General features: G+C 65.6%; 14 protein-coding genes and 1 pseudogene. 8 read left to right on the forward strand and 7 right to left on the reverse strand.

Features of this window, described 5'->3' with window-relative positions:
• Window positions 1–14: 14 nt before the first annotated feature.
• The 8 genes and pseudogenes from VT03_RS04780 to uvrA form a co-directional block, all read left to right on the forward strand.
• Window positions 15–467, forward strand: a complete 453-nt coding sequence (locus VT03_RS04780) for a molybdenum cofactor biosynthesis protein MoaE (protein ID WP_075091934.1) — start codon at window positions 15–17, stop codon at window positions 465–467.
• 468 nt (window positions 468–935) lie between these two features.
• The gene (locus VT03_RS04785; protein ID WP_075091935.1) at window positions 936–1385 is read left to right on the forward strand and encodes an Hsp20/alpha crystallin family protein; all 450 of its coding nucleotides are present in this window, start codon (window positions 936–938) and stop codon (window positions 1383–1385) included.
• A 117-nt stretch (window positions 1386–1502) separates the two neighbouring features.
• Complete coding sequence (locus tag VT03_RS04790; protein ID WP_075091936.1) at window positions 1503–2741, forward strand: hypothetical protein; 1239 nt, start codon at window positions 1503–1505, stop codon at window positions 2739–2741.
• 137 nt (window positions 2742–2878) lie between these two features.
• A complete protein-coding gene (locus tag VT03_RS04795; RefSeq protein WP_075091937.1) occupies window positions 2879–3247 on the forward strand; it encodes an STAS domain-containing protein in 369 nt (122 codons plus the stop codon).
• Window positions 3248–3293: 46 nt separating this feature from the next.
• Window positions 3294–3743, forward strand: coding sequence for a D-aminoacyl-tRNA deacylase (gene dtd, locus VT03_RS04800; RefSeq protein WP_075096931.1), 450 nt, complete (start codon window positions 3294–3296; stop codon window positions 3741–3743).
• A 154-nt stretch (window positions 3744–3897) separates the two neighbouring features.
• Window positions 3898–4413 carry a 3-hydroxyacyl-ACP dehydratase FabZ family protein gene (locus VT03_RS04805; protein WP_075096932.1) on the forward strand — a complete coding sequence of 172 codons (516 nt, stop codon included), beginning with the start codon at window positions 3898–3900 and terminating at the stop codon, window positions 4411–4413.
• 69 nt (window positions 4414–4482) lie between these two features.
• Window positions 4483–5541: an S-methyl-5-thioribose-1-phosphate isomerase gene (mtnA, locus tag VT03_RS04810; RefSeq protein ID WP_075091938.1), complete on the forward strand. Its 1059-nt coding sequence runs from the start codon at window positions 4483–4485 to the stop codon at window positions 5539–5541.
• 89 nt (window positions 5542–5630) lie between these two features.
• Window positions 5631–9545, forward strand: a pseudogene (uvrA, locus tag VT03_RS04815) (excinuclease ABC subunit UvrA); the annotation flags it as partial.
• 394 nt (window positions 9546–9939) lie between these two features.
• Here uvrA and mnmA read toward each other — a convergent pair.
• The 7 genes from mnmA to VT03_RS04850 form a co-directional block, all read right to left on the reverse strand.
• Complete coding sequence (gene mnmA / locus VT03_RS04820) at window positions 9940–11043, reverse strand: tRNA 2-thiouridine(34) synthase MnmA (protein ID WP_231870600.1); 1104 nt, start codon at window positions 11041–11043, stop codon at window positions 9940–9942.
• Window positions 11044–11220: 177 nt separating this feature from the next.
• Window positions 11221–12099 carry an ATP phosphoribosyltransferase gene (gene hisG / locus VT03_RS04825; protein WP_075091941.1) on the reverse strand — a complete coding sequence of 293 codons (879 nt, stop codon included), beginning with the start codon at window positions 12097–12099 and terminating at the stop codon, window positions 11221–11223.
• A gap of 301 nt (window positions 12100–12400) precedes the next feature.
• On the reverse strand, window positions 12401–13945 hold the full coding sequence (locus tag VT03_RS04830) for a Do family serine endopeptidase (protein WP_075091942.1): 1545 nt from the start codon (window positions 13943–13945) through the stop codon (window positions 12401–12403).
• 543 nt (window positions 13946–14488) lie between these two features.
• A complete protein-coding gene (locus tag VT03_RS04835) occupies window positions 14489–15127 on the reverse strand; it encodes a histidine phosphatase family protein (RefSeq protein ID WP_075091943.1) in 639 nt (212 codons plus the stop codon).
• A gap of 145 nt (window positions 15128–15272) precedes the next feature.
• On the reverse strand, window positions 15273–16460 hold the full coding sequence (locus VT03_RS04840) for a phosphoglycerate kinase (protein WP_075091944.1): 1188 nt from the start codon (window positions 16458–16460) through the stop codon (window positions 15273–15275).
• 306 nt (window positions 16461–16766) lie between these two features.
• Window positions 16767–19040, reverse strand: coding sequence for a transglutaminase family protein (locus tag VT03_RS04845; protein ID WP_075091945.1), 2274 nt, complete (start codon window positions 19038–19040; stop codon window positions 16767–16769).
• 419 nt (window positions 19041–19459) lie between these two features.
• Window positions 19460–20584 carry a hypothetical protein gene (locus VT03_RS04850; RefSeq protein ID WP_075091946.1) on the reverse strand — a complete coding sequence of 375 codons (1125 nt, stop codon included), beginning with the start codon at window positions 20582–20584 and terminating at the stop codon, window positions 19460–19462.
• Window positions 20585–20677 lie beyond the last annotated feature (93 nt).

Below are 20677 nucleotides of genomic sequence, written 5' to 3' on the forward strand. Positions count from 1 at the left end.
ACGCGAGGACCGTGTTGTCGCCGCCTTCTCCCGTTCTTGAGCTGACCCGCGAGGCGATCGACTACACACGTCTGACCGAGCAGGTCCGTTGCCACTCCGCGGGGGCGGTCGTCCTGTTCCTCGGGACGGTCCGGGAGATAACCGGCGACCGCCGGACCCTCGCTCTCGACTATGACGCTTATCCGGAGATGGCTCTCGGACAGATGGGTGTGCTGGCGGAGGAGGCGGCGGGCCGCTGGCCTCTGCAGCGGGTCGGGATCGTGCATCGCCTGGGTCATCTGGAGCTGGGGGATATCAGCATCGCGGTGGCCCTGAGCACGCCGCACCGCGCGGCGTCTTTCGAGGCGGGGGCGTGGCTGCTGGACCGTCTGAAAGCGACGGTGCCGATCTGGAAGAAGGAGAACTGGGACGACGGATCGACGGAGTGGGTCCATCCGACTCCGGCGGCACCGCGAGAAGCGGGCTGAACCTCGTCCCTGCCGGCACGACTCTGTTCCCTCAAACCCAACGTGCCACGGCAGCCTGGGGTCAAGGGGCCAAAGAAACAACACAGGCCCCCTTGCCGCCGGAGGCGCTTCCATGAGGAACCGTGGTGAGCGACGGATATCCGCTTTGTGGAGGCAGCTATGAGGACTCCCTCAACGCTCACCGCCCGCTTTGCAGTCCCTGCGGGTTGGTGAGGGGCATCCGGCACCGTGTCCGCGTTTGGACACTCACTCCTTCAGACATCTCTCGACGAGAGGGCCTCCGGCGGGCAAGAGGGCGTTGCCCCCTTGCATCCCCCACCAGGGGTACCCCCTGGACCCTGGTGAGTCGGCAACGCTGGGGGCGCATCGGACAACCGACGGCTTGAAGCCCACCACCGCCAAACAGATGCGTCCGCCTACTCTTCTCCGATATACTCACCCAAGACCGCCACAAATGGAGAGGACCCCATGCAAGACCCCCGTTCCGATGCCCGTTCCACCCCCGGATCCGTGGAGCGACTGCGGCACGAGTTCGACAAATGGCTCGAAACGGCGTGGTCTCAAGGCGAACGGGCGATGGACGCCATCGGAATCCGGAAGTCCGCGACCCCGGCCGTCGACGTCATTGAGACGCCGGACGCAATCGTCGTCCTGGTCGACATTCCGGGACTGGCGGCAGACCAGATCGAGCTGACGCTCACCGGCCACATGCTCACCCTGAACGGGAAGCATCCGGAACTGGAATCGGGACAGGTCCACCTCAACGAACGCCCGCACGGGCTGTTCAAGCGATCGATCCCCCTCCCCTCGACCGTCGACGCCGACACGATCATCGCGGACAGCAAGAACGGCGTCCTGCGGATCACCGTACAGAAGATCCCGACGCAGAAGGCCCGCCGGATCGAGATCACCGGGTAACTCTTCGCTCCGATTCGTGCCGTCGGATTCATTCGCGATCAGCGACCACGTCGCTCCGGCGGGTTGGCGCCCGGCACGTGGAGGCGCGTCCCGCCCGGTCCTGAGAATGACCATCCCATGCGGAAGTCCTTCCGAATCGCCATTGCGGTTCTCCTGACCGGACTCGCCGAAGGACTGCCGGTCCAGGCCGAGGGACCGGCCGGCGCGAAGGAGATTCCGCAACTGCTGCGCGACCTCGCCTCGGACGCCCGCCAGGTGCGGACCGAGGCCGAGCAGGCGCTGCTGAAACGGGGGACCGAACTCCTCGACGAGCTTCCTCCTCCCGACCTGATCCGAAGCCCGAGCGCCCGGGAAGCGGTCGAACGGATCCGCCGCGAGCTGGAAGAGAAGGCGGCACGGGAATCGATCGCCCCGAGCTCCATCCGCCTCAACGGTACAAAGACACTCGGCGCCTGGGCCGACGAGATCGCGCGGCAGTCGGGAAACCGACTCCACGTGCCTTCGAAGCAGGCAGGCGAATCGACCACGCTCGACCTCCCTGCCCTGCCTTTCTGGACGGCGCTGCACCGGGCCGGCTGGAAGCTGGACTACGAGCAGGCGGGCGGGCTTCCGGACCTGCTGCCAAACGCGTCGGCGGAGCCCGCTCCTGCGGACCGGCGGGGGCTGTTCCGGGTCGAGGGACGCGCGAGCCGCAAGGAGGAGGTCGTGCAGGTCCGGGTCGACTTTGTGGGCGAGCCGCGGATCCGCCCGCTCTACGCCACCTTTGCCGACGCAGACATTTCCCTCTCCCGCGAGAAGACCGAGAGCCGCCCCGTCTCGACCGACGCCCGCCGGGAGGTTCCGCTCTCCGGGCGCAGTCCTGGCTCGGTCACGATTCCGCTGATCTTTCCTGAGGGAGACGCGGCCCGGCTCACAGGACGGTTCGTCGTCAAGGCCGCGGCCCGCCCGCTGCCGATCGCTTTCGAGGGGCTGCACCGGAACGAGCGGATTGCCCGCCGTCGCGGCGGTGTCACCGTGACGCACCTGCGGACCCGCGCGGCCCCCGGCGGGGAGGTCGCAATCCGCATCAGCGTCGTCTACGACCACGGCGGGCCGGAGTTCGAATCGCACCGCCTGTGGCTTTATCACAACGAGGCGTGGCTGGAGACGCTCGACGGCGAGCGGCTGCCGGCAACGCCGCAGATCGAGTCGCTCGAGGAATCGAACGGGGCCCTCGCCTTTGAATACCGCTTCTCCGGGATGCCCCGCCCCCTCGATCAGCTCCGGTTCGTCTACGTGGTTCCGTCCCTGATCGTCGACGTGCCGGTGGAGTTTCGCATCGACGACCTGCCGATTCCGAACGCGGCCGCGAACTGAAGGCCGGCCGGTTGTGCGGGCTGCGGAAACCGGGGGCAAGAGGAAAAGTCGGCGGGCATTTCGATGACGATTGACGGCCCGGTCCGGTTGGCCGTAGTGTCTCCGTACACTTCTCTCTCGGGCTATTGGCATTTCGCATGTTGAAGAACCTCAAAATCTTTGAGACGGAGCAGGTTGGCGATGCGCTCGTGGTCGTCCCCACGGGGGATGGTTCCGCGTTTCGCTATCAGGACCTGCACCTCGAGACGAACGCGATCCGCTCGCATCTCCTCAAGGGGGGCTGCCGGCACGTGATCGTCGATCTCAACCGGATGGAGTATTTCGGGTCCGAGTTCATCGGGGCGCTCGTGAGCATGCTTCGCGAAGTGAAGACCCGCGGCGGCAAGGCGTGCTTCTGCAGCGCGACGCAGCAGATGCTGCAGGTCCTGCAGAACATGAGCCTGTTCAAGCTGTGGCCGCACCTGGAGACGCGGGAGGAGGCGCTGGCCCATGTGGGGAAGAAGTAGGGGGAGTCGTTAGTTCTCAGTTTTCCGTTCTCAGTTTTTGGTTCTGATGCGAGCGGTCGTTCAACGGGTGTCGTCGGCCAGCGTGGTGGTCGCGGGCGAGCTGGTCGGGCGGATCGAGCGCGGGTTCCTGGTGCTGCTCGGGGTGGCGGAGTCCGACACGGCCGAGGACGCGCGGACGCTGGCCCGCAAGGTGACCGGGCTGCGGATCTTTGAGGACGACGCGGGGAAGATGAACCTGGGGCTGGCCGACATCGGCGGGGCGATGCTGGTGGTGAGCCAGTTCACGCTGCTGGGGGACTGCCGGCAGGGGCGGCGGCCGAGCTTTGTGGCGGCGGCGCGGCCGGACCAGGCGGAGATGCTGTATCAGCTGTTTGTCAGCGAGGTCCGCGACCTGGGGACGACGGTGGCGACGGGGCGGTTCCAGCAGCACATGGAGGTGTCGCTGGTGAACGACGGGCCAGTGACCCTGTTGCTGGACAGCACGAAGCTGTTTTAAGAGTGCGGCGGTAGCGACGTCGGGTTGGCCCTGGAAGTTCCGTCGGCCGGACGCGGTGTTCGAACAATCTCCAGACGTCGACGCCATATTGGTTCTGCGCGATCCGGCCAGCCGCTATCATGCCTCCGCACGCGATCTCCCCACGGACGAGGCCATGGCTCCCCAAGCGTTCTTCGACTACAAAAAATTCAACTACGACAAGCCGCTCTTCACGCAGGATGACCTGCGGAAGACGAACGCCCAGCGGCACGAGATGGAACAGCTCTCGGGAGTCGTCCACGTCGACCACGACGTCCACGGGATCATCGGCTTCAAAGACATCACCGAAGATGAGTTCTGGGTGAAAGGGCACATGCCCGGCTTCCCGCTGATGCCCGGCGTGCTGCTGTGCGAAGCGGCGGCCCAGCTCGCTGCGTTTTACGGCAAGAAGTTCAACATCCTCGAAGCGGGAGACTACATGGGCTTCGGCGGAATGGACGAAGTCCGCTTCCGCGCCCCGGTCTTCCCCCCCTGCCGCCTGATCCTCTGCGCCAAGGCGACGCGGATCAAGCCGCGTCTCCGGGCCGAGTTCGAGTTCCAGGGCTTTGTCGACGACAAGCTCGTCTTCAACGGCAAGATGATCGGCGTTCCGATCAGCCGCGACCGGGCGTCCGAATCCTCCGCCGACTGAGCCCCGGGGATTGATCTCCAGGGACGGGCTCGACGGATCTCGCTCGCGTCAGCAACAGGGTTTTCCGCGATGACTCAGACTGTTTCCGCGCCCCGGCCGATCGAATGGATCGGCGGGACCGACGGTTTTCTGCGGCTGATCGACCAGACGCAACTCCCGACGGAACTGGTCTATCTCGACTGCCGGACCGTCGAGCAGGTCTGGGAAGCGATCAAGATGCTGCGGGTCCGCGGCGCGCCGGCGATCGGCGTCTCGGCCGCGTACGGCGTCATCGTCGGTCTGCAGAGTGCCACCTCAAATCTCGACGCGTTCTCGAAGCGGCTCGCCGAAGTCACCGGCTATCTGGCCGAAAGCCGACCGACCGCCGTCAACCTGTTCTGGGCGCTCGACCGGATGAAGCGCGTCGCCGAAGGGCTTTCCGGAACGCCCGGAGAACGCCTGGAGCGGCTCCTCACCGAGGCGAAGGAAATCGAGCGGGAAGACCGCGAGATGTGCGCCGCGATCGGGCGGCACGGGGCGGCCCTGCTCCAGAGCGGCATGGGGGTCCTGACCCACTGCAACGCCGGGGGACTGGCAACGGCCGGGGACGGGACCGCGCTGGCGGTGTTCTTCTCCGCGGCGGCTGACGGAAAGTCGCTCCACGTCTACGCCGACGAAACCCGCCCGCTTCTCCAGGGGGCCCGCCTGACCGCGTGGGAGCTGATGCAGCGGGGCGTCGACGTGACGCTGATCTGCGACAACATGGCCGGCTGGGTCATGAAAGAAGGGCGGATTCAGGCGGTCGTGGTCGGGGCCGACCGGATCGCCTCCAACGGGGACGCCGCCAACAAGATCGGGACCTACTCCGTCGCGCAGCTCGCCAAGGCCCACGGCATCCCGTTCTACGTCGCCGCTCCGTCGAGCACGTTCGACCTGACGCTCGAGACCGGGGCGGGCATCCCGATCGAGCAGAGAAAATCGGACGAGATCACGCACGGATTCGGCCGCCAGACTGCCCCAACTGGTGTTCAGGTGTATAATCCGGCGTTCGACGTGACGCCGGCCGACCTGATCGCCGGCATCATCACGGAGCGAGGAGTGATCTCGCCCGTGACCCGGGAGAATGTCGTGAGAATGGTCGAGGTCTGACGGGGAGGTCCGGAGGGGCTTTCACCGGCGGAGCAGGACGTTCCGGTTCGCCCCTTTCGATCCGCCCCCTCGCCGATCATCGCCACTCCATGTCCGACATCGTCATCCGCGGCGCCCGCGAGCATAACCTTCGCAACGTCGATCTCACGCTGCCCCGCAACAAGCTGATCGTCATGTCCGGGGTGTCGGGCTCCGGCAAGAGCTCGCTCGCTTTCGACACCGTCTACGCGGAAGGTCAGCGGCGGTACGTCGAGTCGCTCTCGACCTACGCCCGGCAATTTCTGGGGCAGCTTCCCAAACCCGAGGTCGACGCCATCAGCGGCCTCGCGCCGTCGATCTCGATCCAGCAGAAGACCGCCTCCCGCAACCCGCGGAGCACCGTCGGGACGATCACCGAGATCTACGACTACCTGCGGGTCCTCTTCGCCCGCGTCGGCCAGGGGCACTGCGTCCAGTGCCAGAAGCCGATCACGGCCCAGACGACCGACCAGATTCTGGAGCGGATCCTCACGCTCCCCGAGGGGACGCGGTTCCAGATCCTCGCCCCGCTGATCCAGAACCAGAAGGGGGAGTTCCGCGACCTGTTCGCCGACCTCCTGAAGCAGGGATTCCTGCGGGCCCGGGTCGACGGCGAGGTCGTTTCGCTCTCGGACGACCTCCAGCTCAAGAAGCACTTCAAGCATACGATCGAAGTCGTCGTCGACCGCCTTGTCGCCGGGAAACAGAACCGGACGCGGCTGGCCGAAGCGATCGAAACGGCGGTCCGGCTCTCCGGCGGGACGCTGCTGGTCGACGTCGCGGAGGAGAGGCCCCAGGAGAAGCAAAAGGAGTCCCCACCCGAGTCGGACGAAGAGGGTTCTCCGCCCCCGGCGACGAACTCCCGGCTCTACTCCGCCAAGTACGCCTGCCCCGACTGCGGCATCGGCTACGAAGCGCCGTCCCCACAGCTCTTCAGCTTTAACAGCCCGCTCGGGATGTGCCCCGAGTGCCAGGGGCTGGGGCAGCGTCACGAGTTTCTCCTCGACAAGATTGTCGCCGCGGCGGAGAAGTCGATCCATCAGGGAGCGCTGCATCTGCTGGGGACGTTCAAGGGGATGGGCCGCTGGCGGCGGCACATCTACGACGGCGTCGCCCGGGCGATCGAGCAGGACTGTGAGCTCGACGAAGGCTCGTTCCTCAAGACACCGTGGCAGGATCTCGACGAGACGGCGAAGGAAATGTTTCTGCAGGGGATGGGAGACCGCCACATCACCTACGCATGGCGGCACAGCGGCGGCCTGTGGAAGCACGGCGGCAAGTGGGCCGGCTTCCTCCCGGAACTTCTCGACGAGTACCGCAAAGCCAAGAACCCGATGCGGCGGAAGCAGCTCGAGAAGTTCATGGAGGTCACGGTCTGCTCGGCCTGCGATGGCGAGCGGCTGAACCGCCAGGCGCGGAATGTGACGGTGACGGGACTAGGGACTAGAGACGAGGGTCTAGGGAGAGAGGCGACAGAAGAGACTTCGTCAAAACGCGGTGGCCGGAAGCGCAACTCGAAGAAGGGAGCCGAAGCAGCCCTTGCCGCTTCCCCCACGACCTTCCGCCTTCCGCCTTCCGCCTTAAGCCTCTCCAAGGTCTGCTCGCTCAGCGTCGAAGAAGCCCTCCACTTCTTCCAGGAACTCCAGCTCGACGCCACACAGCAGCTCATCGCCTCCGAGGCGCTCAAGGAGATCCGCGGGCGGCTCGGGTTCCTGCTCCGCTGCGGTCTGAACTACCTGACGCTCGACCGCTCGGCCCCGACTCTCTCCGGGGGCGAGTCGCAGCGGATCCGGCTCGCCGGGCAGATCGGGTGCGGCCTCGTCGGCGTCCTCTACATCCTGGATGAGCCGTCGATCGGCCTGCACCCGCGTGACAACACGATGCTCCTGCGGAGCCTCGAAGACCTCCGCGACCAGGGGAACACCGTCATCGTCGTCGAACATGACGAAGAGACGATGCTCGCCGCCGACCACATCGTCGATTTCGGCCCCGGCCCCGGCGTGCGGGGGGGCGAGGTGATCGCCACGGGGACCGTCGAGGACATCAAGAAGTCGCCGCGGAGCCAGACCGGGGCGTTCCTCTCCGGACGGCGGTCGATCAAGGTTCCGGAGCAGCGGCGGCCGATCGGCAAGCCGAAGATCCGGATCACCGGCGCCGCTCACAACAACCTCAAGAACGTCGACGTCGATATTCCGCTCGGGGCGTTCGTCTGCGTCACCGGCGTCAGCGGCTCGGGGAAGAGTTCGCTGTGCAACGACATCCTGTGGGAGATCCTGAACCGGGACCTCAACAAGGGGATCGGGCATCCCGGGAAGTTCAAGGCCATCTCAGGCCTCGACCATCTCGACAAGGCGATCGATATCGACCAGTCCCCGATCGGCCGGACGCCGCGGTCGAATCCCGCGACCTACACGAAACTGGCCGACGAGATTCGCGACCTCTACGCCCAGCTGCCTCAGGCCAAGCTCCGCGGCTACACCTCCGGGCGGTTCAGCTTCAACGTGGCGGACGGCCGCTGCGAGGCCTGCGAGGGACACGGGGCGACGAAGCTGGAGATGGACTTTCTCGCCGACATCTGGGTGAAGTGCCCCGTCTGCGAGGGGAAGCGGTTCAACCACGAGACGCTCGAAGTCCGCTACAAGGAGAAGAGCATCGCCGATGTCCTCGACATGGACATTCAGGAGGCGCTCGAGCTGTTCAAGAACCATCCCAAGATCCACGGGATGCTGAAGACCCTCCACGACGTCGGTCTCGACTACCTCAAGCTCGGCCAGCCCTCGCCGACGCTTTCCGGCGGCGAAGCCCAGCGGATCAAGCTGGCCCGGGAGCTCGGCAAGCGATCGACCGGGCGGACGCTCTATCTCCTCGACGAGCCGACGACCGGCCTGCACTTCGCCGACGTCGAGATGCTGCTGCAGGTGCTGCACAGCCTCGTCGACGCCGGCAACACGGTCCTCGTGATCGAGCACAGCCTCGACGTCATCAAGACCGCCGACTGGGTGATCGATATCGGGCCCGAAGGGGGAAGCGGCGGCGGGCGGGTCCTCGTGACCGGAACGCCGGAAGAGGTCGCGGCCTGCGAGTCTTCGCACACGGGACGAGCGCTCCGCACCGTCCTGGAGCCGCGCGTCGAAACGACGTCCCCGCGGAAGGGGGCCAAAGAACGCGCTGCGGCCGCTGCCGCGGCGCTCGCGGCTCAGACACTCAACTCCGCCATCACGATCCGGGGCGCGGCGCAGCACAACCTGCAGTCGGTCGACGTCACGGTCCCCCGCGACCAACTCAGCGTCTTCTGCGGTCCCAGCGGCAGCGGTAAGACGTCGCTGGCGATGGACACGCTCTACGCGGAGGGGCAGCGGCGGTACGTCGAGTCGCTTTCGTCGTACGCGCGGCAGTTCCTCGGCCAGATGCCGAAGCCCAAGGTCGAACACATCAGCGGACTATCGCCCGCGATCGCGATCGAGCAGAAGACGGTCGGCAACACTCCCCGGTCGACCGTCGGCACCGTCACCGAGATCTACGACTACCTGCGGGTCCTCTTTGCCCGGCTGGGACAACCCTACTGCCCCGACTGCCAGGTCCCTGTCAGCAAGCAGACGACGGATGAGATCGTGAACCGGATTCTGGCGCTGCCGGAAGGGGAACGGCTCTACATTGCCGCGCCGATCGAGGTTGCCGTGGGGCAGAGCTACACGAAGCTCTGGGACCGGCTGGGGACGCAGGGGTATCTCCGCGTGCGGATCAACGGGACGACCTATGCGATTGAAGACGTGCCGAAGATTGACCACAAGCGGGATCACCTCGTCGAGGTGATCGTGGACCGGGTCAAGATCGACGCGGAGGGCCGGGGGCGGATCGCGGACTCGACGGAGTCGGCGCTCGACCTTGGTAAGGGGGTCGTTCACATCGTTCATGTTCAGAAGGATGTTCCGGAGGAGAAGTGGCCGGTCGACCGTCTCAGCCTGCACTATTCGTGTCCGAAGTGTTCGGGCCGGATGTAGCATTGTTTGAAGACGGATCGGAGAGGTATCTCACCGACACCAGCAAGCGAACGGACTGTCCATCGCATGAGCCAACCGGGGTCCAGGGGGTACCCCTGGTGGGGGATGCAAGGGGGCAACGCCCCCTTTGCCCGCCGGAGGCTTGGCCGTCGAGAGATGTCTGAAGGAATGCGTGTCCAATCGCGGACAACGCGTCGTATGCCCCCTCACAAACCCGCGGGGATCCCAAGGCGAGCAGTGAGTCCTCAACGCCGGTTCCCCAAAGGGGACGTCCGTTGTTTACCACGGTTCCTCATGAAAGTGCCTCCGGCGGCAAGATCGTGTTCCGACGCCCGCGCTTCCGGCTGGTGTTTGTTTCCGAGCCGAGCACCAACTGCAGCTATCGAATCCAGCCACCGCCCAGGACGCGGTCGCCGTCATAGAGAACGACCGCCTGGCCGGGCGCGACACCGAACTGCGGCTCGTCGAACGTGACGCGGAGCTGGTCCTCGCCGATCCGCTCCGCCACGCACGCCGCCGGAGTGTGCTGGTAGCGGATCTGAGCCGTGGCGCGGATCTCTTCCGGAGGCGAGGGGATCAGCCAGTTGAGCTGGTCTGCTTCCAGCGTCCGGCGGCCGAGTTCCTCCCGCGTGCCGATCACAACCCGGCGGGTCTCGGGCTCGATCCGGACGACGAACCGCGGCTCGCCGAACGCGACTCCCAGCCCCTTCCGCTGGCCAATCGTAAAATTCTGATAGCCGTCGTGCCGTCCCAGGACGGCGCCGCTCGTGTCGACGAGTTCCCCCGCCGTCTCCTGCGGTCCGCGGAACCGCTCGATGAAGGCGGAATAGTCGTTGTCCGGGATAAAGCAGATCTCCTGGCTGTCTGGCTTCTGGGCGACCTGCATCCCCGCCCGGGCCGCCAGCTCGCGGATGTACGGCTTCTCGAAGTCTCCGACCGGAAAGAGAATCCGGTCCGTCAACTCCGGGTCGATCCCGAACAGGACGTACGACTGGTCCTTCGCGGGATCGCGGCCGCGGAACAGCCCCGGACGGGACTCGCCCGGAACGGAGGTCAGCCGGGCGTAATGTCCGCTGGCGATGCAGTCGGCGTCGACCTGCTGCGCAAAGTCCCACAGCTTGCCGAACTTGAGCCAGATGTTGCACTTCACGCACGGGTTCGGCGTGCGGCCGGCGAGGTACTCGTCGGCAAAGTAGTCCTGGATCCGTCCGAAGCCCTCTTGGAAGTTGAGGGCGTAGAACGGGATGTCGAGCAGATCGGCGACGCGGCGGGCGTCGGATGCGTCGGATGCGCTACAGCACCCTTGCTTGTGGGCCTTGGCGGCGATGATCGGGAGCGGATTGTCGTCGAGCCGGCAGGCCTCGGCGGCGGCGGTCATGCCGGAGCGCATGAAGAGCCCGATCACCTCGTGCCCCTGCTCCTTGAGCAGCAGCGCCGAGGCGGAACTGTCGACTCCTCCGCTCATGGCCAAAACGACGCGCACGACCTGACTACCTCGTCAATGACTTCCGGGAGTGAAACACCAAGTCACCAAGGATGCACACAGGTCACAAAGAAAGGAACTCGGACCCGTTCCGAACCGAGTTGTGCATCGCCCTTGGTGTTCTTGGTGCCGGCTTGGTGCCTTGGTGTTGAACCGTTCGTCCGGATGGACCACGGCCTAGTCGATAATCTTGCTGATCTGATACTCGACGATCCCGGTCGCTCCCGCCTGCTTGAGGTTGGGGATGATCGTCCGGACGACCGACTCGTCGAGAATTGTATTCACGGCGACCCAGTCCGGGTTGGAGAGCGACGAGACCGTCGGGCCCTGGAGGGAGGGAAGCTGCTTGAGAACGGCGTCGAGATCGGAGCGACGGACGTTCAGCATCAGGGCGACCTTCCCCTCGGCGGCGAGGCACGACTGAAGCATCATGGAGATATTCTCCAGCTTCCGACGCTTCCACGCGTCGTCCCACGACTTGCGGTTGGCGATCAGCCGGGTCGTGCTCTGGATCACCTCGGCCACGATCCGCAGGTTGTTGGCCCGCAGGGAGGAGCCGGTCTCGGTCACTTCGACGATCGCGTCCGCCAGCCGCGGCGGCTTGACCTCGGTCGCCCCCCAGGAGAACTCGACTTCCGCGGTCACGCCGTGCTCGGCGAGGTACTGCTTCGTCAGGCCGACCGCTTCCGTCGCGATCCGCTTCCCCTGGAGATCCTTCACGGTCTGGACGGGGGAGTTCTCGGGAACGCACAGGACCCAGCGGACCGGGCGGCGGCTCACCTTGGAAAAGACCAGCTCGCAGACTTCGTGGACGTCGGCGTTGGTTTCCTTGACCCAGTCGTAGCCGGTGATGCCGGCGTCGAGAATGCCGTTTTCGACGTACCGGGCCATCTCCTGGGCCCGGATCAGGAGGCACTCGATCTCCTTGTCGTCGATCTGCGGGTAGTAGGAGCGGGAGGCGAAGGTGATGCGGTAACCCGCCTTCTTGAACAGTTCGGCGGTCGCCTCCTGCAGGCTGCCTGCCGGAATCCCAAGGCGGAGAATACTTTCGGACATTATCGGTCTTCTGTTCTGATCGGGGGCGGCGAGGCGGCCCCGGGGGCGCTGCGGCCGGCGCAGGCGGACGCCTGAACTCCAACGACGCTTCAAGGGCGGATTCTGTCGGAACGGGCGGGGTCCCTCAACCCAGCGTGCCGCCCGGTTCGCCCCAGCCGGACGGCGACCGCGTGCACCGTTGGGCTTTTCGGAGCCGCAAAAAAAGAGAGGCGGCCGATGACCGAAGTCACCGACCGCCTCCGAGGAGGGTCTTCGATGGGGAAATCCCGCGGGAAACCCCTTTCCGATTCACCAACCGCGATTACTCGGCGTTCTGCAGGATCGTGAAGAAGGCGGACTTGCCCCGCTTCACGTGCAGCCGGACACCCTTATCGAGCGAACCGGAGTCGAGGGCCTTCTGGAAGTCCTCGACCGAGGAGACCGACTGTCCCTGCACCTTCAGGACCACGTCCCCCTGCCGCAGACCGGCCGCGGCGGCCGGGCCATCGCCCCGCACGTTGCGGACGACGACGCCGTGGGCATCTCCTTCGAGGCCGAGCTGCTCGGCGATCTCGTTGTCGAGAGCCACGACCGACAGGCCGAGCTTCCCGTTCTGGGTCGCTTCCGCCGGGACGGGCTTGGCCATCTTGGCGAGGGCCGGGGTGTAGTCGGACGGCATCTGCTCGACCTTCACGACCATCGGCTTCTTGTCACCGTCGCGGAGGACGGTCGCCTGGTATCCCTTGCCCGGCTCGCACTGCTCGACGACCCCCTGGAGCTCGGTCTGGTTCGCGATCTTGCGACCGGCGAATTCCAGGATCACGTCGCCCGACTGCAGGCCGGACTTTTCCCCAGGCGACTTCGGCATGACTTCGCCGATCAGGGCCCCTTCGTTGGGACCGACGCCGAAGCTCTGGCGGAGGTTCGGAGTCATCGGCTGCAGGGCGACACCGAGGTAGGCCCGGCGGACCGAGCCGTCCTTGATGAGTTGCTCGGCGACCCAGCGGGCCATGTTCCCCGGGATGGCGAAGCCGACGCCGTCGTATCCGCCGCTGCGGGTCGAGATGGCGGTGTTGATGCCGATCACTTCCCCGTTGAGGTTCACGAGCGGGCCGCCGCTGTTGCCCGGGTTGATGGCCGCGTCGGTCTGGATGAAGTCTTCCCGCTCGTTGATCGAAGGAGCCCGGCCGCGGGCACTGATGATCCCGGCCGTGACCGTCGTTCCGATGTCGAACGGGTTCCCGACCGCGAGGCACCAGTCACCGACGAGGGCCGTATCGCTGTCTCCCATCTTGAGGGCGGGGAGCGGACTCCCCGTCGGGGCGAGGCGGACGATAGCGACGTCGGAGCGCGGGTCGTTGATCCACGATTCCGCCTTGATGACGCGGCCGTCCTGGAGGTGGACCGTGACCGAGTCCGCGCCGTCCACGACGTGGCTGTTGGTCATCACGATGCCGTCGGCGTCGATGATGAATCCCGAGCCGGCGCCGCGCTGGGCGGGCATGCGGCGTTGCGGTCCCCCCTGGCGGAACATCTCCCGCATCTGCGGGTTGCCGCCGAAGAACTGCTCGAGCATTTCTTCGTTCCCTTCGAACTGGACTCCTTCGCGGGCCGGCATGACGCGGGCCTTGGTGGAGGTTTCGATGGAGACGACCGCCGGGAGGACTTTGTCGGAGACCTCACGGAAGTTCATGTTCATGTTCTGCGCGGTCTGCGGGCTGCGCGAGACCGGGGGGAGGACTTCCCCCTTGAAGGCGACTTCGGGGGAGGTGGGGGGGCCCTTCGCTTCCGACAAAGCGATGGCGCCGGCTCCCAGACAGATTCCCAGCGAGAGGCCGGAGACCCAGCCGAGGTTATGTTTCACCATGATGGATTGCTCCTGGAATGCTTGCGTTTTTCCTGACGTATCGCCGCCGCGGTGGGCACGTTGCCGGGCTGCAGCAGCGGTGTATTCAATTTGAGTGTTGCCGGTGAAACGTCGAATCCCAGGGGGATTTTTGAATTCTTTGCATACGAAGAATTGGGCCCCTTCCGACACTCGTCCGGACACCGTCCTTGCCGGCGCAGCGTCCGTAGCTCAAACGCAATGTGCCACGGCAGCCCGGGGGTCAAGGGGGCCACGCCCCCTTGCCGCCGGAGGCACTCCTGTGAGGAACCGTGGTAAGCAACGGATGTCCCCTTTGTGGTACCAGCTATGAGGATTCCCTCACACCTCACCGCTCGCTTTGTAGTCCCCGCGGGTTGGTAAAGGGGGCATACGACACGGTGTCCGCGCTTGGTCCCTCGCTCCTTCAGAGAGATCGAGACGAGACGGCCTCCGGCGGGCAAAGGGGCGTTGCCCCTCTGCACTCCCCACCAGGGTGCCCCTGGACCCGGTGGGGCTGTGCACTCGATCATCCGCCTGACGACGTCAGAGCGTCTGCGGCAAATGCCGGACGTGGAGGTCGGAATTCAGCACTTCGACCTCCGGACCATTCTCAGTCCAGCGAATGATGTTGACGCAGCAGTTCGTCTGATGAAGCGTCCGCGCGCGGGCGATCGGCAGTTGCAGAATCGAAGCCAGGATCGACTTGTTCACGACGTTATGAGCCACAATCCCGATCGTGTGCCCGACATACTTCCACGCCAGATCTTCCAAGACCGGCAGCGTCCGCTTCTGCACGTCGACGTAGCTCTCGCCGCCGTAGTACGGCACCGTTCCGGGGTTCGCGAGGAACTCGGCAGACTCCCGCGGATACTGCTCCTTGATCTGGTTCCACGAGAGCCGCTCCCACTGACCGACGTTGACCTCCTCAAAGGCCTTCATGGTCTCAAGAGTCAGCGGCCGCGGCCCGATCGCGGCCTGAGCGGTCTGCTGGGCCCGCAGCATCGGACTCGCAAAGAACGCTTTGAACGGAACGCTTTCGAGCAGCGTCGCCAGCGCCGCCGCCTGCCGCCGGCCGTTCTCGCTCAGCGGACCGTTGACCGAGTTCCCCTGGAGGATGAACGGACGGCAGGCGTTCTCCGCGGTCTCGCCGTGGCGCATCAGGTAGATGATCGTGTCAGGCATTCCGGGGACCGCCTTCTCGCAGGGGAGTCGGGAGCACGAGCGACCAGTTCCGGCCCGAGGCGCTGGTCCGTTCGAACAGGGCGAAGCCAACAAAAAACCGGCTCGGGGAACGAGCCGGTTTTCGCTTCAGGTCACGCGGGAAGGCTCAGGCTTCGTCAAGGATCTCGACGGCGCCGAACTTCTTCCCTTCGAGCATTTCGAGGCTCGCTCCGCCGCCGGTGCTGACGTGCGACACCTTGTCGGCCAGGCCGAACTGCTCGATCGCCGCGGCGCTGTCACCACCGCCAATGATGCTCACGCAGTCGGAGTCGGCGAGGGCCTGAGCGACGGCCTTTGTTCCCACGTCGAACGGCGGCATCTCGAAGACCCCCATCGGGCCGTTCCAGATCACCGTCTTGGCCTTCTTGACGATATCCGCATACAGAGCGGCCGTCTTGGGACCGATGTCGAAGCCTTCGTAGTCGTCCGGGATCTTGCCGGCATCGACGACCTGCTTGTTGCAGGTCCCCTTGAAGTCGTCGCCGCAGTGGGTGTCGACCGGCAGCACGATCTTATCGCCAGCCTTGGCCAGCAGGTCCTTCGCCAGTTCCACCCGATCGGCCTCGAGGAAGCTCTTGCCGATCTGGCCCCCCTGGGCCTTCGAAAAGGTGTAGGCCATCGCCCCGCCGATCAGGATCTTGTCGCAGATGCCGATCAGGTTGTTGATGACGTTGATCTTATCGGAGACTTTCTTGCCGCCGATGATCGCCACGAACGGCCGCTCGGGCTTGGCAATCGCGTCGCTGAGGTACTTGATCTCCTTCTCGACGAGAAAGCCGGAGACCTTGGGCTTCGAGCCCATCGCCTGCGGGGCGTAGTACATCGAGACGTCGTTGCGGTGGCAGGTGCCGAAGGCGTCGTTGCAGTAGACGTCGCCGAAGGCCGCGAGGGCTTCCGCGAACTTGGTGTCCCCCTTCTGCTCACCCTTCTGGAACCGGACGTTCTCAAGGACCAGGACGTCCCCATCCTTGAGGGCGGCGACCTTGGCCTTGGCGTCGTCCCCGACGGTGTCGCTGGCGAAGGCGACCGGCTTGCCGAGGAGTTCGCTGAGGCGGGCGGCGGCCGGCTTGAGGGTGAACTTCTCATCCCCCGCTTCCCCCTTGGGGCGGCCGAGGTGGCTCATGAGGATCAGCTTGCCGCCGCGGTCGACGACCGACTTGATCGAGGGGAGGGCCATGCGGATCCGGCGGTCGTCGGTGATCTGCCCCTTGTCGTCCTGGGGAACGTTGAAGTCCACCCGCATCAGCACCCGCTGCCCCTTCACATCGACTTGCGCAATCGTCCGCTTGGCCATGGAACCGTTTCCGAAAAGTGGTCTGCAAAATCGAACCGGACCGGGCGACGCATCGCCGTCCGCTGATGTTCACGCCGGGCCATCCCGCCGCGAGACGGGGCGAATGCTAGAAAAGCCCCAGCGGTGTTCCAAGGGACGCGAGCGGGCCGGCAAGCCGCTGCGGCTTGACGGGGGAATTCGGTTAAACACCAAGGCACGAAGGAGGCACCAAGAACACAAAGGGGCTCTGCCTGTGCCATGCCGACCGTTCCTGCGCCGGCTTCGTTCCTTCTTGGTGTTCTTGGTGCGATCTTTGTGCCTTTGTGTTTAATCCCCTTTTCTCTCCACCTTGGCAGCGAGGGCAGTCCTGAGCTCCTGAACCCGTTCCAGGACCACTCCTTCGGGAGGGTGTTCCAGGACCCAGTCGGCCGCCGCGAGCCCGTCGGCGTAGCGGCCGAGGTTGTAGCACAGGATCGCTTTCATGATCTGGTCCTGACCGCTCTCGGGGCGGAACGCCAGGATCGCTTCCACGTATCGCAGAGTTGCCTCGGCGTCCCCCTTGCGGTTCGCCACGCCGATCAGGTTGCGGCACATCCGCTCGATGATCTGTCGCGGCGTCTGCGGGGCGAGGTATTCGTCGTCCCAGTCGTCGGTCCGCCCGCCGGTCACGCGGACCTGGGCCTCCTTGATCGAGAGCGGCGCTCCGCGGTCGAAGACGTCGATGAGCTGCGGCTCCCCTTCCGACGGGACGTACCGCGTGACGTAGTGCCCGGGCAGCCCGACCCCTTCGACCTTCAGCCCGACCCGCTCGGCGACGCTCATATAGACGACCGACAGTGTGATCGGCAGTCCTTCGCGGTCGTCGAGCACTTCGTTGAGATAGCTGTTCGAGGCGGAGTCGTAGTTGACCCGGCTACCATGAAAACTCTGCTCCTCGAAGAGGAACTTGTGGAGCACCGCGAGCTTGTCCGCCGGCGATGACGCCGCTTCGATCCGCGGCTTCAGCTCCGCCGAGAGGTCGTCGACGAGGCGGACGTAGTAGTCGACATCGAGCTCCGGGTTGTCGAGGGCCGAGATGAGGAGCGCCGCCCGGAGGAGGTGCGTCGTGCCATGCTCGGAGTCGAGCGCGGCCGCGAGGTCCTTCCGGACACGTGACGCGTGAACCGCCCGGGCGAGTTGCCGGACCCGCTCCGCCTGCCGCTGAAGCCGCTGAGCCTCTTGTTCCAGGAGTCGCCGCGAGTCGCCCGTCAGGGCCCCGGCCGCTTCGACCTGCGCGCCCGTCGGCGGCTGGTCGGCGTGGATCGATCGGGTGATCTCCTCGAGCCTGGCGAGGACATCCGGGGAGGGCCGCTCGTCGACGATCTTCTCCGCCAGCGAAAAATTCTTGAAGCGGGCGGTCGTGTGGCGGAACTTGGCGAGCCCCGCCTTCCCATCGCTCCATTTGAACGGGGAGGGGTGCGCGTCCGTGACCGGCGTGTCCCCCTTGAATTCGAACACCTGCTCGCCGTTGCAGAAACAGACGATCCGGTCCGCTTCGACCCGCACCTTGAGGTTGTTCCAGTCGTTCGGGCGGTACGCGGCGACCGGTTCGTCCCAGATCACGTTCCAGTCGTAGACAACCGGGCCGTCGAAGCGGGAGAACCGGAGCTTGCCGCTGCTGGGATAGAAGCCGTAGTGCCGCTGCCCGTCGTAAAGGAAAACAAGCCCCGCGGCCCCGTCCTCTTCGTCCATGCTCACTGTCACTGCGACCTCGTACGGGACCGCCGGGGGAGCGCCCTTGGAGACGCACAGCGATCGGCCGCCGAAGCCCGAGGGCATTCCCGAGGCCTTGATCGTCCCCGCTCGCTGCGACCAGTTGACGTCAGCCGGGGCGTCCCACTGCTGCGGACTCAGCCGGCCGATCGTCAGCCAGCGGGACATTGGAATCGGACTCGGCTTCTCCAGGAGCGGTTTGAGGGCATTGACCGGGACCGCGTAGCCAAGGTTCTCGGTCACCAGGGACTTGAGCGTCAGCAGTCCGTGGACGCGTCCTTCGAGGTCGAGCAGCGGACCACCGCTGTTTCCCCGCTCGATCGGGATCGCGAGCTGGATCATCGTGCGGCCGTCGACTTCTTTCCGCAGTCCCGAGACGACGCCGGTCACGACGCTGTGCTCCAGGCCTTCGGGGTTGCCGATCGCGACGACCGGCTGGCCCTGCACGAGCGTTTCCGAGTCTCCGAGTTCGAGGGCCGGGAGTCCCTCGGCCTTGATCTTGAGGACGGCCAGATCGAGGTCACGTTCGTGGGCTTGGATGCTTTCGACGGGGTAGCTCTTGCCGTCGACCGTGCGGACCGTGATGGGCCTTGCCTCGCCGATGACGTGGCTGTTGGTCGCGATCAGTCCGTCCTGGCGGACGACGAAGCCGGTGCCGACCCCTTCGGTGGAGCCTTCCCGTCCGGCGAAGGAGACGACGACAACGGACTTCCGCACTTTCTGGACGAGTTCGGCGACGTTGATGAGGGCGGGGGCTTCGAGCTTGGCGGTCGCTTCCTGGGCCTGGAGCGCGGGTGCGGCCGAAGTGATCAGAACGGCAGTGAAAAGAGCTGGCCACCGCGGTGACATAACGTGACTCCGGGATCGCGGATGCGGGACGCCCGCACCATTAGAGCTAAAACCGCGCGCTCATCCCACCGGGTCCAGGGGTCACCCTGGTGGGGGGATGCAAGGGGGGCGACGCCCCTCTTGCCCGCCGGAGGCCTGGCCGTCGAGCGATGTCTGAAGGAGAGCGTGTCCAAACGCGGACACCGTGCCGGATTCCCGCTCACCAACCCGCGTGGGCTGCAAAACAAGCGGTGTGATGTGAAGGAGTCCTCAACGCGGGTACCACAAAGGGGACATCCGTTGTGTACCACGGTTCCTCATGGAAGTGCCTCCGGCGGCAAGGGGGCCAAGAAAACAACACAGGCCCCCTTGACCCCAGCTGCCGTAGCACGTTGGGGTTGAGCTATGGATGCTGCGCCGGCATGGACGCGGTTGGATCGCTATTGCGCCATCGACTTCGAGCCCTGCGGCGATCCCGCAATCGGCACCCCATCCGGAAGAGGCCGCGCCGCCACGTTCAGATCGTGATCGTGCGCAAAATCCTGAAGCTGGCGATATAGCTCGAAACTGTCCGAATAGATCCAGAACGTCATCGTCGACAACGCCCCGGCATTCCGGATCGCCTGCTGGAACCGCGATCCCGCCTTGAGCGCCTCCTCCGCCGTCTCACCCGGCACCACCGACTCCGCCCGGATCACCCACCCGGAGACCGTCATCCGCACCATCGTCTGCCCATACTTCAACTCGTCAGCAATGTTCCCCGCCTTCACCCGCTGAATCGCATATTCCATCCGATACCCGTCGATCGGACCGACCGAGCTCGTGTACCGGTCGCGGGTCATGATGAAATCTTTCTGCCGCTGGATCTGCTGCTGCAGATCATTCACCAGCAGATCGACCGGCACCACCGAAACCCGATTGCCGCTCAACCGGAAGTGAACCTCTTTCGTGCTGACCGCCTTCGCCAGCGGCGCCAGCCGGTGCTCCAGCACCTTGGGCTTCGGCTTCTGCGTTCCCAGCGCGGCAAGCTCCGCCCGAATCCGTTCCAGCGCCTTCCGCTTCTGATCGAGATCCACCTGCGCGGCCTGCCGGCGAAGCGTCTCATTCTGCAAGGCGACCAGGTCCTGCTGGATCGCCAGCTCGATGTCCTCGAGCGCGACCTTCGGCTGATCCAGATCGGCCGGTTTCTGAGCCGCAGCCTGGGCGGCCGCCTGCGACTTCCGGACCTGCTCCAGTTCGCTCCGCAACCGCTCCGCCTCGGCGACCAGTTCCTCCGGCGGCGCGACCTGCGCGGTCGTCTCCGCCGGAGGCTGAATCCCCGTCGGCGTGTCGGTGTTGCCGGGAAGAGCAGCCGACTCGCCGAGGCTCACGACGAACGGTGAGGGTTGCTCGGCCGGCTCCGAAGAGAGTACCGCCCCCTGCTCGACCGCATCGGCGGTCCGCTGCCCGGCACGCAATCCAGCCACCACGATCAGGACCACCAGGATCCCGACCATGTTGCACAGCACGTCCAGGAACGAGTCCGTTCCAAGGGCGGGTTCGGCGGCTTCGCGTTTCTTGGGCATGGGAGGGTGGAGCCGTTGAACGTCTCGGGTTGAGTGAGAGAGGTGGATGGTTCAGCGCCGCCTCAGGCCAACGCTCTTTACCCCACTCTCAAC

The organism is Planctomyces sp. SH-PL14 (assembly GCF_001610835.1).
Classification (GTDB): Bacteria; Planctomycetota; Planctomycetia; order Planctomycetales; family Planctomycetaceae; genus Planctomyces_A.